This is a genomic window from Aurantiacibacter arachoides (genome assembly GCF_009827335.1).
GTDB lineage: Bacteria > Pseudomonadota > Alphaproteobacteria > Sphingomonadales > Sphingomonadaceae > Alteraurantiacibacter > Alteraurantiacibacter arachoides.
In genome coordinates, this window is record NZ_WTYH01000001.1 from 2,207,501 (window position 1) to 2,220,605 (window position 13,105).

General features: G+C 66.5%; 14 protein-coding genes and 1 other annotated feature (1 of these 15 only partly in view). Of the genes, 6 read left to right on the forward strand and 8 right to left on the reverse strand.

The genetic code is table 11. The features are described from left to right. The 4 genes from GRI62_RS10805 to GRI62_RS10820 form a co-directional block, all read left to right on the forward strand. Positions 1-181, forward strand: partial view of a glycosyltransferase gene (locus GRI62_RS10805; RefSeq protein WP_131453351.1) — the 3' end only. The gene continues 863 nt to the left of window position 1, outside the view; only the last 181 of its 1,044 coding nucleotides appear in the window; its start codon lies beyond the left edge, outside the window; the stop codon is at positions 179-181. Further along, entirely contained in the window at positions 181-1,704 is a 1,524-nt protein-coding gene (locus GRI62_RS10810) for an oligosaccharide flippase family protein (RefSeq protein WP_131453352.1), read from the forward strand. Before GRI62_RS10805 ends, GRI62_RS10810 begins: the two co-directional genes overlap by 1 nt. 95 nt (positions 1,705-1,799) lie before the next feature. Then, positions 1,800-3,644, forward strand: a complete 1,845-nt coding sequence (locus GRI62_RS10815; RefSeq protein WP_131453353.1) for an ABCB family ABC transporter ATP-binding protein/permease — start codon at positions 1,800-1,802, stop codon at positions 3,642-3,644. Positions 3,645-3,766: 122 nt separating this feature from the next. Next, positions 3,767-3,820, forward strand: a sequence feature (sul1 is cis-regulatory element that is thought to sense ions involved in sulfur or methionine metabolism; They are found in Alphaproteobacteria). Positions 3,821-3,923: 103 nt separating this feature from the next. Beyond that, positions 3,924-5,417: a SulP family inorganic anion transporter gene (locus GRI62_RS10820; RefSeq protein ID WP_131453354.1), complete on the forward strand. Its 1,494-nt coding sequence runs from the start codon at positions 3,924-3,926 to the stop codon at positions 5,415-5,417. Positions 5,418-5,464: 47 nt separating this feature from the next. Here GRI62_RS10820 and hslU read toward each other — a convergent pair whose 3' ends face one another. From hslU to GRI62_RS10835, 3 genes are all read right to left on the reverse strand, one after another. Continuing rightward, on the reverse strand, positions 5,465-6,763 hold the full coding sequence (gene hslU, locus GRI62_RS10825) for an ATP-dependent protease ATPase subunit HslU (protein ID WP_131453355.1): 1,299 nt from the start codon (positions 6,761-6,763) through the stop codon (positions 5,465-5,467). Positions 6,764-6,770: 7 nt separating this feature from the next. After that, the gene (gene hslV, locus GRI62_RS10830; RefSeq protein WP_131453356.1) at positions 6,771-7,343 is read right to left on the reverse strand and encodes an ATP-dependent protease subunit HslV; all 573 of its coding nucleotides are present in this window, start codon (positions 7,341-7,343) and stop codon (positions 6,771-6,773) included. Positions 7,344-7,428: 85 nt separating this feature from the next. Next, a complete protein-coding gene (locus GRI62_RS10835) occupies positions 7,429-7,896 on the reverse strand; it encodes an outer membrane protein assembly factor BamE (RefSeq protein WP_234027440.1) in 468 nt (155 codons plus the stop codon). A gap of 182 nt (positions 7,897-8,078) precedes the next feature. Between GRI62_RS10835 and GRI62_RS10840 the strand changes: the two genes are divergently transcribed. Both GRI62_RS10840 and GRI62_RS10845 read left to right on the forward strand, forming a co-directional pair. Continuing rightward, positions 8,079-8,591: a ubiquinol-cytochrome C chaperone family protein gene (locus GRI62_RS10840; protein WP_131453357.1), complete on the forward strand. Its 513-nt coding sequence runs from the start codon at positions 8,079-8,081 to the stop codon at positions 8,589-8,591. Next, positions 8,588-9,109: a YceD family protein gene (locus tag GRI62_RS10845; protein ID WP_131453358.1), complete on the forward strand. Its 522-nt coding sequence runs from the start codon at positions 8,588-8,590 to the stop codon at positions 9,107-9,109. The genes GRI62_RS10840 and GRI62_RS10845 overlap by 4 nt, the downstream gene beginning before the upstream one ends. A gap of 28 nt (positions 9,110-9,137) precedes the next feature. On the opposite strand, the gene GRI62_RS10850 is transcribed toward GRI62_RS10845, so the two are convergent. From GRI62_RS10850 to GRI62_RS10870, 5 genes are all read right to left on the reverse strand, one after another. Further along, entirely contained in the window at positions 9,138-9,560 is a 423-nt protein-coding gene (locus tag GRI62_RS10850; RefSeq protein ID WP_131453359.1) for a VOC family protein, read from the reverse strand. Between the two features lie 42 nt (positions 9,561-9,602). Further along, entirely contained in the window at positions 9,603-10,160 is a 558-nt protein-coding gene (gene ssb / locus GRI62_RS10855; protein WP_131453360.1) for a single-stranded DNA-binding protein, read from the reverse strand. A 119-nt stretch (positions 10,161-10,279) separates the two neighbouring features. After that, positions 10,280-12,127 (reverse strand): ferrous iron transporter B, encoded by a 1,848-nt coding sequence (gene feoB, locus GRI62_RS10860; protein ID WP_131453361.1) that lies wholly within the window; start codon positions 12,125-12,127, stop codon positions 10,280-10,282. Further along, positions 12,124-12,375, reverse strand: a complete 252-nt coding sequence (locus GRI62_RS10865; RefSeq protein WP_131453362.1) for a FeoA family protein — start codon at positions 12,373-12,375, stop codon at positions 12,124-12,126. Before GRI62_RS10865 ends, feoB begins: the two co-directional genes overlap by 4 nt. A gap of 57 nt (positions 12,376-12,432) precedes the next feature. Further along, positions 12,433-13,104, reverse strand: coding sequence for a COQ9 family protein (locus GRI62_RS10870; protein ID WP_131453363.1), 672 nt, complete (start codon positions 13,102-13,104; stop codon positions 12,433-12,435). Position 13,105 lies beyond the last annotated feature (1 nt).

Here is a 13,105-nt window from a genome sequence, read left to right on the forward strand (position 1 = left end):
TGCCCGCGCGCTCGCCTTTTCCCGCACCAGCCTGGCGGGCGACGGCCTCGATCACATCATTGCCCACGTCCGCGGGGGCGGAGACATCGGCGGCCTTTGGCGAACAACCGCGCGGCTCGTCACCTTTGGTATGCCCGGCCGCGCCGCCCGCTTGGCCGCGGCGCTCGTGGCCGGGCGCTGATGGCGTCGATACCACCTTCCGATTCGGGCAGCGAGATACGCATTCGCAAGATGAGCGTCAGGGGCGCGGCGGCGCTGGCAATGGCCAGCCAGTTCGGTGCCTTTGCCATCCAGTTCGCGGCCAGCGTGATCCTCGCCCGGTTCTTCATCGGCCCCGATGAGCTTGGCCTCTTCACCATCGCCTTTTCCTTCGTCAGCCTGCTGGCGGTGCTGCAGGAATTCGGCATCAACCGGTTCATCGCCGGCGAGCGTGACCTTTCGGACGAGACGATTCGCACGGCCTTTACCGTATCGCTGGCGATCAGCTGGGCGATCGCGGCGCTGTGCTTTTTGCTCGCCTGGCCCGCTGCGGCGTTTTACGCGATACCCGGCCTGCTCCCGCTGCTGCTGATCATCGCGGCGAGCTATTTCTTCGTGCCGCTGGCGACGGTGCCAATGGCGCTGTTGCAGCGCGATCTCGATTTCCGTTCGAATACCGTGATCGAGATCGGCGTCGTCCTTGCCAACGCGGCGGTCGCCATCGTGCTTGCCTGGCGTGGCTGGGGGCCGCTGGCCCTGGCCTGGGGAGCATTCGCCCAGCAGGTCGCCCGCGCGGCCTTGTCGCAATGGCGCGTAGGCGGACGCCTGCCGGTTCCGCCGCGCCTTGCAGGGGCGCTACCGGTGCTGCGATTCGGCGGGTTCTCGACCGTTCTGTCCGCCCTCTCGCAAACGGGCGCGCGGTTGCCCGAACTGCTGATCGGGCGGCTGCTCGATACGGTGGCGGTGGGCCTGTTCGCCCGGGCCTGGGGTCTTGCCGCCCAGTTGCGGCTGCTGGTTTCGGGCGGGCTGGCGACGGTCTTTTACCCTGCCTTCGCGCGCGCGCGCGATGCGGGCGAAGACCTTGGGGCGCATTACGAGCGCGTTGCCGCCAGCGTCACCGCGATCACCTGGCCGGCGATGGCGGGGCTGGCTGCGTGTTCCATTCCCATCATCGGCATGTTGTACGGCGAGCGATGGCTTGGCGCGGCGCGGCCGCTGGAATGGATCGCTATGTCGCAGATCCTTTTCATCGCGCTGCCCTTGCATGTCGAGCTGCCGATCCTGCTCAACCGGATGCGCCCCCTCCTGTGGCGGTTCAGCCTCGATACCGCAGTCTCGGTCGTGCTCCTTGCCGTTGCCGCCACCATCTCGCTGGAGGCGGCCGCTGCCAGCCGCGTCGCCTATGGCCTGGCCTGGCTGGCGATCCATGCGCCTTTCCTTCATCACGTTGTCGGCTTTCGCTGGAGGGCGCTCGCCCGGGTATGGGCCCTGTCCGCCCTGGCTACGGGCGCTGCAGTGCTGCCGGTGTGGCTGTCGTACCAGGTATGGGATACGCCGAGCGATGCCGGATTCGGGCAAATTGCGCTGGCCGTGGTGGCAGGGATCGCCCTGTGGCTGGCGATCCTGCGGCAAACACGGCATCCCGCCTACGCCGAAATGCACCTCCTTTCCGCCGGCGCGCTCGGTCGCCTGGGCATGGGCCGCATGGTGCCCGCGCCGCGCTAGGGACGCGCTGCGCGCTACCCACGATTGCGCCGACCTTCGCCCCCGGACCGTTGGCCGCCTTGTCGTTTGCGCCGCAGCGCCCCACCTAACCTGGCATCGTGAGAGACTTCGGCACCAGCACCGCTAAAGGCGATCACGCCGATTGGGCGACGATTCGCCGCTTCCTTCCCTATCTGTGGCCCGCGGGCCGGCCCGATCTGAAACGCCGGATCGCCATCGCGACCTTGCTGGTCATTGCCGCGAAGGCCGTGGTCCTCGCCCTGCCCTTTGCCTATGCCAAGGCGGTCGACACCATGAGCGCGCCGGAGCGTTCGGGGGGCGAACCGCTGCTGTGGCTCGCGCTGGGGCTTGTGCTCGCCTATTCCGCCGGGCGCTTTGCCACCGTCGTGTTCGACAATGTGCGCAACATCGTGTTCGAACGCGTGGGACAGGATGCGGTGCGCGAACTGACCGGCGACGTGTTCGACCGGTTGCACAAGCTGAGCCTGCGCTTCCACCTCTCCCGCCGCACCGGCGAAGTCACCCGCGTGGTCGAACGCGGCACGAAGTCGATCAACTCGATGATCTACTTCCTGCTGTTCAACATCCTGCCGACCGCGATCGAGCTGATCGTGGTCTCGGTGATATTCTGGACGATCTTCGGCTGGGAACTGGTCGCGGCCACCGCTGTCACGGTGTTCGCCTTTGTCTTCCTGACCCAGCGCATCACCGAATGGCGGGTGAAGCTGCGCAAGGACATGAACGACCTCGACGGGCAAGCCATGGCCCGCGCCGTCGACAGCCTGCTGAATTACGAGACGGTCAAGTATTTCGGTGCCGAGGCGCGCGAGCACGCGCGCTATACCAACACCGCCCGCGCCTATGCCGAGGCGGCGATCAAGACCGAAAATTCGCTCGGCGTGCTGAACATCGTGCAGGCGCTCATCACCAACCTGCTGATGGCGGGCGCCATGGCCTGGACGGTGTGGCAGTGGAGCCGGGGGGCGCTGACGCCCGGCGATCTGGTTTTGGTCAATACCTACCTGCTGCAGCTCTTCCGCCCGCTCGACATGCTTGGCTGGGTCTATCGCACGATTCGCCAGGGCCTGATCGACATGGCCGACATGTTCCGCCTGATCGATACGCCGGTGGAGGTGGAGGACAAGCCCGGCGCCCCGGCGCTGGTAGTGCGTCGCCCGGTGGTCGCCTTCGAGGATGTCGACTTCGGCTACGAGGCGGACCGGCAGATCCTCCACAAGCTCAGTTTCGAGGCGCCCGCCGGTGCCACCGTGGCACTGGTCGGACCGTCCGGCGCAGGCAAGAGCACGATCGGCAGGCTGCTGTTCCGGTTTTATGACCCCTCCGGCGGACGCATCCTTGTCGACGGGCAGGACATTAGTGACGTGACGCAGGCAAGCTTGCGCGCCCATATCGGGATCGTGCCGCAGGACAGCGTCCTGTTCAACGATACGCTGGGCTACAACATCGCCTATGGCTGGCCTGCAGGCGGCGACGGCGCCAGCGCGGAGCAGATCGAAGCGGCCGCGCGCGATGCCGCCGTCCTGCCGCTGGTGGAGCTGCTGCCGGCCGGTTTCAATACAGAGGTGGGCGAACGCGGCCTCAAGCTGTCCGGGGGCGAGAAGCAACGAGTCGCCATTGCCCGCACGCTGCTGAAGGACCCTCCGATCCTGCTGCTGGACGAGGCGACGAGTGCGCTCGATTCGCGCACCGAGCAGGACATTCTGGCAACCCTCAAGCGGGTCAGTGCCAATCGCACCACCATCGCCATCGCCCACCGGCTCTCGACCATCGCAGATGCCGACATCATCAACGTGATGGACGCGGGCCGCATCGTCGAATCGGGCAGTCATGGCGACCTGCTGCGACGCGACGGGCTGTACGCCGAGATGTGGAACCGGCAGCAGAACGAGGAATCGGAAGAGCGCGAAGCGGCCGAATAGGGCGGGTCAGCGGCTTTCCGGTCGGTTCAGCCGCTGCTCGATCCGGGCAGGCACTTCCCAAAAGCCAATGGACATTGCGTTATTGCGCTGACCGGATCGCTTGGCTATGTGGCGGCGCATTCACCGGACCCGGCAGCGCCGGGTGGCTCGGCCTGGCGCCTATCCCCGGGACAACACATCAGCTTCGCATAGCATTGGAACAGACCGGCACCTGCGATCCGTCGCGGCTGAATGCCCGTCCGCGTGGCTGAGACGTGAAACGGTTGGAATTCGTAACTCATGGACCTGTTGCAAACGATCAAGCGGGACTGGCTGGCCAATCCCCGCAAGGAAATCCTCGCGGGCATCGTGGTTGCCCTCGCCCTGATTCCCGAGGCCATCGGCTTCTCCATCATCGCCGGGGTTGACCCGCGCGTGGGCCTCTACGCCTCCATCGCAATCGCCATGGTCATCGCCTTTACCGGCGGGCGGCCCGGCATGATCAGCGCTGCCACCGCCGCGGTGGCCGTGGTGGTAGTGCCCCTGGTGCGCGATCATGGTGTGGAGTACCTGTTTGCCGCGACGATATTGATGGGCGTGTTCCAGGGCATCGCGGCTCTATTGCGGCTGGACCTGCTGATGCAGTTCGTCAGCCGCTCGGTCATCACCGGGTTCGTCAACGCGCTGGCGATTCTCATCTTCATGGCTCAACTGCCGCAACTGATTGGCGTGCCGCCTGTCACTTACCTGCTTGTGGCGGGCGCGCTGGCGATCATCTACCTCCTGCCGCGCCTTACAACCGCCGTCCCCTCCCCGCTCGTCGCCATCGTGGTGGTCGGCGCGATCACAATCGGGCTGGACGTCGAGGTCAATACTGTCGCGGACATGGGCGAACTGCCCGAAGGGCTGCCCTACTTTGTCTGGCCCGACGTGCCGCTGACGTGGGAAACCCTGCGCATCATCGCCCCCTACGCGGCCACGATGGCGGCGGTCGGCCTGCTGGAAAGCCTGCTCACCGCGCAGATCGTCGACGACATGACCCATACCGATTCGAACAAGCGCCGCGAGAGTGCGGGCCAGGGCGTTGCCAACGTCGCGGCCGGGCTGGTGGGCGGCATGGGCGGGTGTGCGATGATCGGCCAGTCGGTGATCAACGTGACGTCAGGCGGACGCGGACGACTTTCCACCTTTACCTCGGGCGCAACCTTGCTGGTGCTGCTCGCCGCGCTGGGGCCGATCGTGGGGCAGATCCCCATGGCCGCGCTGGTGGCGGTGATGATCATGGTTTCCATCGGCACCTTCAGCTGGAATTCGATCCCCAACCTGCGCCGTCATCCCTGGCAATCGAGCCTGGTGATGCTGGCGACCGTCATCATGGTGGTGGCGACGCACAACCTCGCGCTGGGCGTGCTGGTCGGCGTGCTGCTGTCGGGCATCTTCTTTGCCGGCAAGGTGCGCTCGATGTTCGGCGTTACCCGGTCACGAGATGAACAGGTGGCGACATATACGGTGACGGGGCAGATCTTCTTCGCCAGCGTCGACCGGTTCAGCCGTGCCTTTGGCCGCGAGAGCGAGCGGCCTGACCCCGCCGACCACGTGGTGATCGACGTGACCGGCGCGCATTTCTGGGACATCAGCGGCGTTGATGTGCTCGACAAGGTGGTCGAGCGGATGCGCATGAACGGGCGCAGCGTGCAGGTGATCGGGCTGAACCAGGCAAGCGCCGACCTCGTCGACCGATACGCCCTTACGGACAAGACCGGCGTGGAAACGGGTCTGGCACCCCATCCCTGAGCGTCGGGGGGATCAACCCCTGACGACGGCCTGGGCGTCTGCCGGGGCTAGAGGACGTACTTGCTGAGATCGGCATCGCCCGCCAGGTCGTCCAGCTTGTCGCGCACGTAGGCGGCGTCGATGGTCACGCTTTCGCCCTTGCGGTCCTCGGCCTCGAAACTCAGTTCCTCGAACAGCTTTTCCATCACCGTTTGCAGGCGGCGGGCGCCGATGTTCTCGACGCTCTCGTTCACCTGCGCGGCGATGCGGGCGACCTCGGCCACGGCATCGCCGTCCATCGTCACGGTTAGCTCTTCAGTGCCGAGCAGCGCCTCGTACTGGGCGACGAGGTTCGCCTTGGTCTCCGACAGGATGCGCACGAAGTCCGCCTCTGTCAGGCTGCGCAGTTCCACGCGGATCGGCAGGCGCCCCTGCAATTCGGGCAGCATATCGCTCGGCTTGGCGACGTGGAACGCTCCGCTGGCGATGAAGAGGACGTGGTCGGTCTTCATCGGGCCGTACTTGGTGGCGACCGTCGTGCCCTCGATCAACGGCAAGAGATCGCGCTGCACGCCCTCGCGGCTGACGCTGCCGCCGCGCACGTCGGATACCGCGATCTTGTCGATCTCGTCGAGGAAGACGATGCCGTTGGTTTCCGCATTGGCCAGCGCGACGCGGGCGACGTCGTCCTGGTCCATGCGCTTTTCGGCTTCCTCGTCGACCAGCTTGTCCCAGGCCTCGGGCACCTTCAGCTTGCGCCGCTTCTTCTGGCCGCCGCCAAAGGCCTTGCCCATCATCTCGCTGAGGTTGATCATGGTCGCCCCGCCGCCCATGCCGGGCAGGTCCATCGCCATGCCGGGCGCATCGGCGACCTCGATCTCGACCTCGGTTTCGTTCATGGAGTTGTCGACGATCCGCTGGCGGAAGCTCTGGCGCGTCGCCTCGCTGGCGTTCTGGCCGACCAGCGCGTCGAGCAGACGTTCCATTGCCGCCTCGCTTGCGGTTTCGCGCACGGCTTCGCGGCGGCGGTCCTTTTCCAGCCGGATGGCTTCTTCCACCAGGTCGCGGGCAATCTGTTCGACGTCGCGGCCGACATAGCCAACCTCGGTGAACTTGGTCGCCTCGACCTTTACGAACGGCGCCTCGGCCAGCTTTGCCAGGCGGCGGCTGATCTCGGTCTTGCCGCAACCGGTGGGGCCGATCATCAGGATGTTCTTCGGCGTGACCTCGTCCCGCAGCTCGGGGGCAAGGCGCTGGCGCCGCCAGCGATTGCGCAGCGCGACGGCGACCGCGCGCTTGGCCTCGGCCTGGCCGATGATATGTTCGTCGAGCGCGGCGACGATCGCCTTGGGGGTCAGGTTGTCCATGGATTCCTCAGACCGTCTCTACGGTCACGTTGCCGTTGGTAAAGACGCAGACATCCGCTGCCACGGCCATGGCCTTGCGCGCGATCTTCTCGGCGTCGTCCTCGTAATCGGATAGCGCGCGGGCGGCGGCCAGGGCATAGTTGCCGCCGGAACCGATCGCCGCGATGCCGCCGTCAGGCTCCAGCACGTCGCCGTTGCCGGTCAGCACCAGCAGCACGTCCTTGTCCGCGACGATCATCAGCGCCTCGAGGTTCCTCAGGTACTTGTCGGTGCGCCAGTCCTTGGCGAGTTCCACGCAGGCGCGCAGCAACTGGCCGGAGTATTGCTCAAGCTTCTTTTCCAGCCGCTCGAACAGGGTAAAGGCATCGGCGGTCGCGCCCGCGAACCCGGCGACCACCTTGCCGCCTTCGCCGATCCGGCGGACCTTGCGGGCATTGGGCTTCATCACCGTATTGCCCATGGAAACCTGCCCATCGCCGGCGATGACGGTAGTATCGCCGCGCTTCACGCCGATGATGGTGGTGCCGTGCCACTGGATCAGGCCGTGATCGGACCCGTGGCTGTATCTGTCGCTGCTCATGGCGGCGATATGGGAGGGCCGGCGGACCGCTTCAAGCGCGGCCACGCGGCAGCAGGGTCAGGCTCGCCGTCTTTGACGCGCTGGTTCAGCCGCCGCCGCCGGCCCCGCCCGTGCCCGGAAGCGCGGTGCCCACCGTGCCGATGTTTCCGAACAGGTCTTCAAGGAAGCCGCGCTCACGGCCCAGCGTCGGCGTCTCGTCGCCGTTGGGGCTGATATTCTCCACCAGCTCCATGCCGGTGCGATCGGTGGAAACGACATTGCCGGCACCATCGAAGCGCACCGCCAGCACCGTGTGCTGGGCGATCGTCGGCTGGCGGAAGGGCGATTGTCCGGTGATGCTGGAAACGTAGTACCACACCGGATCGCCGAACATGCTCGTCATCGTCGGCTGGCCCAGCGTGCCGCGCACCGACTGCTGGTTGTCGAGACCCGGCTGGACCGAAGCGACCAGCGTCTCGTCGACGATATAGCCGCGGTGGTTGGCGATCGACGAACACCCTGCCAGCAAGGCCATGACACCGGCCAGCCCTGCCATCCGCACGATCGAACCCATGACTGTCATTCCTTCGTAAATCCCTTGGATCGCCCGTGCGCGCGATTGCCTCACGCGTGGTGCGTCCTATATGTGCGGCGTGCCTTAGGGCAGCGCCCCGCCCCGTGCAATGGATGTGGCAGGCTCGGGCGCATTCGCCGCCGGCCATTGAACTTTGCCTTAACGAGAAAGCCCGCTTCGCCATGTCCTTCCTCCAGCGCCTGACCCGCAAGCAGCCGCGCGACCAGTTGCGCCCGTTGTGGCACGCTGTCGTCGGCACCAGCCGAGAGCGCGAATGGTACGCGGACTGCGGCGTGGCGGATACGGTAGAAGGCCGGTTCGACATGATCGCGCTGGTCCTGGCGCTCACCATGCTGCGGATGGAGGACAGCCCCGCGCTCGCCCCCAAGACCGGCCCGCTGACCGAACTGTTCGTGGCCGACATGGACCGCCAGTTGCGCGACGGCGGCGTGGGCGACCTGATGGTGGGCAAGAAGATTGGCCGGATGATGGAAGCGCTGGGCGGACGCATCGGCGTGCTGCGCGAAAACCTGACCGGCAGCGATGCCGCGCTGGCAGTTATCCTGAAGCGCAACGTGACGCTGGCCGACGAGGACAAGAAGCCCTTCGCCCTCGCCGTGCGCGCCCGGGCGCTGCACGACCGGTTGACCGGGCTGACCGACGCGCAGGTGCTGGCGGGGGAGATCGGCGCATGAGCGAGGCACCGGAATTTTCGCGCATGGTCGACCTCAGAAGCATCGGCAACGCGCCGGTCGACCTGGTTGCCAGCGAATCCGAATGCGCCGCATTGGCCGCGCGATTCGGCCTGGTGTCGATCGAACGACTCGAAGCGCGCGTCGACCTCTTGCCAGATGGCGCGGTTGTGGAAGCGAGTGGCACGCTGATTGCCGATTTCGTGCAGAGTTGCGCCGTTTCGGGCGAGGACCTGTCCATGAGCATCAACGAGCCCTTTACCGTGCGCTTCGTGCCTGCGGGCGATGAACCTGGCGTACCGGACCAGGAAATCGAACTCGACGAGGACGAGCTCGACGAGGTTTTCTACGACGGCACCGCCCTCGATCTGGGCGAGGCCGTGGCGCAGAGCCTGGCCCTGGCCATCGATCCTTTCGCGACCGGGCCAACGGCGGATGACGCACGGCGCGCGCACGGCTTGATCGAGGAAGGGTCGGCCGGCCCTCTGGCGGAGGCGCTGAAGGGGCTGAAGCTGAGCTGACGCGTTGCCGTCAAGGCCGCGCTTCCGGTCAGACGGCGAAGGTCACATGTCCCTCTGCATCGATCGTCCAGGCCGGGTTCCAGGCGATTTCCCAGCCATGATCGTCCGGGTCGGACACGTATCCGCGAAACCCGCCGTGGGCGGGGGCATCGGCCGGCCGCAGCACGGCCCCTCCGGCCGCCGCCAGGCGATCCATCAGGGGCTGCACGTCGTCTTTCGCCGGGACGTTATGCGCAAGGGCGAACGCGCCGGGGCGGCGAAGCGCGCCGCGCTGCATGTCCCTTGCCAGTTCCGTCGCCAGCCAGGTGCCGAGAACGAAGCCGTTCATCTGATAGAAGATGACATCGTCGTTCTCAAACACCGGCGCCCAGCCGAACCCTTCCACGTAAAAGCGGCGGGATCGGGCCAGATCGTCGATGCCAAGGGTGATGACGGAGAGCTGCTGCTGCATGTATCACCGCCCATTCAGATGCCACGTTTCGCGCGAGGTCGATCAGAACGGAATGTCGTCGTCCAGGTCGTCGTAGTTGGATCCGCCACCAGAGCTTCCGCCCGAACCGCCGCCCGAACTGCCGCCAAAGTTTCCACCGCCGCCGGAACCACCCTGGTCCCAATCGCCGGAGCTTCCGTCCGAACCACCGCCGTAACCGCTACCGCCTCCGCGCTGGCCACCGCCGCCGCCGCCGCCGCCGCCACCCTGGGCGCCATCGAGCATGGTCATCACCGCGCCAGGGCCGCCGACTGAAATCTCGGTCGAATAACGGTCGTTGCCGCTCTGGTCCTGCCACTTGCGGGTCCGCAGCTGGCCTTCGATATAGACCTTGCTGCCCTTGCGAAGATAGCGTTCGGCAACCCCCACGAGGCCGTCGGACTGGAGCACCACGGTGTGCCACTCGGTGCGTTCCTTGCGCTCGCCGGTGTTCTTGTCCTTCCAGTTCTCGCTGGTGGCGATCCTGAGGTTGCAGATGCGCCCGCCGTTCTGGAAGCTCTTGACCTCGGGGTCCGCACCCAGGTTACCGATCAGCATGACCTTGTTGAGGCTGCCCGCCATGTCCCGTTCCTCTCGCTACAATCCGAGCGCCACCGCGCTCCAGTAAGTGATTCCTGCAAACAGGTAGGCGCCCGCCGGGCTGCCGCGCAACCTCGTAAACAGGCTTGTGCCCAAGGTAGCTACAACCCAAGAGCCATGGCGCTCCAGTATGTCAGACCGGCAAAAATGTACGCAAGCGCGAACAAGTATGCCACCATGAACAGCGGCCATTTCCACCCATTCGTCTCGCGCCGGGCGACGGCGATGGTGGAAAGGCACTGAGGGGCAAAGACGAACCAGGCGAGGAACGCCAGCGCGGTGGGCAGGGTCCACCCGCCTTGCAGCCGCGGTATGAGGCCGGCGGCCTCGGCCTCCTCGTCCTCCGCATCGACGGCGTAGGTTGTGGCCAGCGCGCTGACCGCGACCTCGCGCGCCGCCATTGCCGGGATCAACGCCAGGCTGATCTCGCGGTTGAAGCCGATCGGCGCCAGAACCGTATGCAGCCCGTCTGCGACGTGGCCGGCGATGCTCGCGTCGAGCTGGCTTTCACCCGGTTCCGCCTGCGGGAAGCTCAGCAGCACCCATAGCGCGATGGTGGCGGCAAAGATGATCGTCCCCGCGCGCCGCAGGAAGACCCAGGCCCGCTGCCACAGGCCGATGGCAAGATCGCGCAGCGGCGGCCACTGGTAACGCGGCAGTTCCATGATGAAGCCAGACGCCGCACCCTTGGTGACCGTGCTGCGCAGCACCAGCGCCACCAGCACCGCCCCCACGATCCCGGCAAGGTAGAGCGCGAACAGCACCAGCCCCTGCAGGCCGATACCCGGACCGACAGAAGTGGCCGGAATAAAGGCGGCGATGATCACGGCATAGACCGGCAGCCGTGCCGAACAGGTCATCAGCGGGGCGATGAGGATGGTGGTCAGCCGATCTTTCGAATCGGCGATGGAGCGGGTCGCCATGATGCCGGGAATGGCGCAGGCGAAACTGGACAGCAGCGGAATGAAGCTGCGCCCCGAAAGCCCCACGCTGGCCATCAGCCGATCCATGATGAAGGCGGCGCGGGCCATGTAGCCCGATTGCTCCATCGCCAGGATGAAGGCGAACAGGATGACGATCTGCGGCAGGAACACGACGACGCTGCCTACGCCCGTCAGCACGCCCTCGGTCACCAGATCGCGCAGGATGCTTTCGGGCACGTTCGCCTCCACCAGCCCGATCAGCAGGCCGACCAGCGAATCGAGCGCATCGGCGAAAGGTGTCGCCCAGGCGAATACTGCCTGAAAGATGACGAACAGCAGCGCGAACAGGATCGGCGGGCCGAGCCACGGGTGCAGCAGCACCTTGTCGAGCTGCGCGTGCCAGCGGCGCTGGGCGGTTTCCGAGAGGATGGCGCCCTTGGCGATGTTGCGGGCGTTCAGCCGCCGCTCCGGCAGCGTCAGGTCGCGCACCAGGTGGCGCTGGGAAAGATCCTGGCCCTCGGCGTCCGCCATGGCGGCGGCAAGCTCTTCCAGTCCACGGCGGCGCACCGCGACGGTGGGCACCACCGGCACGCCCAGCGCCTCGGCCAGCGCGTCGCAGTCGAGCGCCAGTCCGTCGCGCTCGGCCAGGTCGATCATGTTGAGCGCCACCACGGTCGGGCGGCCGAGCGCAATCAATTCCTGCGCAAAGACCAGGTGCTGCTCCAGGTTCGCGGCGTCGATCACGATTACCAGGGTCTCGGGCGCAGCCTCGCCAGCGAACTCGCCCAGAACGACCTGCCGCGTCACCTCTTCGTCGGGGCTGGCGGAATCGAGTGCGTAGGAGCCGGGCAGGTCGACCAGCTCCACCGGCTGACCGCTGGGCAGGGTCATGCGGCCGCTCTTGCGCTCCACGGTGACGCCCGGATAATTGGCGATCTTCTGCCGCGCCCCGGTCAGCGCGTTGAACAGCGCGCTCTTGCCGGAATTGGGATTGCCGACCAGCGCCGCGGTGCGAAGGCTGCTCACAACACGTCGACCGTCATCGCACGGGCATGGGCGCGGCGCACGGCAACCGTGGTCCGTCCGATGATGAGCGCGATGGGATCGTGCCCCATGAACACCCCCCGATGCGCCACGGCCACCCGCGCCCCTTCGTCGAGGCCGAGAGCGCGCAGGCGCTTGCCCTCGTCGGGAGCGAGAGAGGCCCAGTCCACGGCGCGGATTTCGGCGCGCGCCAGCGGGGGCAATGTATCGAGCGTGGTCTGAGTGTTCACGGCGCGGCCGTGCCAGAGCCAGATGCTAATTGCAACTGCTTCGCATTAAGATCTAGGCTATCGCTGCGGGTAGCGCAGCCGCCCGAGAAACCGGGCGACATCGAAATGCTCGCGCCCGCTGCCGCCAGGTCCGCCGAGGAACCGCGCCTTGGCTTTCTCGAACTTCATCACGCCTTCGATTCGCCGGTCGAGAAAGGCGCGGGTCTGCGCCTTGTCCTCGCTGGTGTCGTCCTTCCACACGGCCAGCGTCGCGCCATAGATGCCGGCCAGGATCGCGCGCTTGGTATAGTGGTTGTAATCGGTCGCCGTGTCGCCGGCGAGGCGCCACATCCTGTCCGCGCTCGACCAGCCTTGCCGAAAGGCAGCCGCGACGTTCTGCGGCATCGTCTGGATGGCCATCGCCCGGGAGAGCGATTCCTCCAGCCCGGCGATCGCCTCCAGCCGGAACCATACGAGCGAGCGAATGCGCTCGCGGATCGGCATGGTGGCAAGGCGCCCGTCGGCAAATTCGGCCATCATCGCCGTGTCGACGGATGCGACCCAGGCATCGATCTGGTCCATCGCACCGCCGGGAAAGGCCAGCCGCGCCACGTCGGCATCGATACCCGCAATGTGCGCGGCCGCCTCCAGCGCGGCATCGCTCCACCCGTCGAACATCGCCGCCAGTGCGATCTCAGGTGCCAGCGCCAGCCGCATCTCGTCCAGCGTCATGTCGGCGGCAAGGCTCATC

Coding starts and splice junctions, on each gene's coding strand:
- hslU (WP_131453355.1), bottom strand. CDS start 6,763: ATGGACAACCTGACCCCCAAGGCGATCGTCGCCGCGCTCGACGAACAT.
- GRI62_RS10820 (WP_131453354.1), top strand. CDS start 3,924: ATGGACCTGTTGCAAACGATCAAGCGGGACTGGCTGGCCAATCCCCGC.
- GRI62_RS10835 (WP_234027440.1), bottom strand. CDS start 7,896: ATGGGTTCGATCGTGCGGATGGCAGGGCTGGCCGGTGTCATGGCCTTG.
- GRI62_RS10870 (WP_131453363.1), bottom strand. CDS start 13,104: ATGAGCCTTGCCGCCGACATGACGCTGGACGAGATGCGGCTGGCGCTG.
- GRI62_RS10840 (WP_131453357.1), top strand. CDS start 8,079: ATGTCCTTCCTCCAGCGCCTGACCCGCAAGCAGCCGCGCGACCAGTTG.
- ssb (WP_131453360.1), bottom strand. CDS start 10,160: ATGGCGGGCAGCCTCAACAAGGTCATGCTGATCGGTAACCTGGGTGCG.
- GRI62_RS10845 (WP_131453358.1), top strand. CDS start 8,588: ATGAGCGAGGCACCGGAATTTTCGCGCATGGTCGACCTCAGAAGCATC.
- GRI62_RS10850 (WP_131453359.1), bottom strand. CDS start 9,560: ATGCAGCAGCAGCTCTCCGTCATCACCCTTGGCATCGACGATCTGGCC.
- GRI62_RS10810 (WP_131453352.1), top strand. CDS start 181: ATGGCGTCGATACCACCTTCCGATTCGGGCAGCGAGATACGCATTCGC.
- hslV (WP_131453356.1), bottom strand. CDS start 7,343: ATGAGCAGCGACAGATACAGCCACGGGTCCGATCACGGCCTGATCCAG.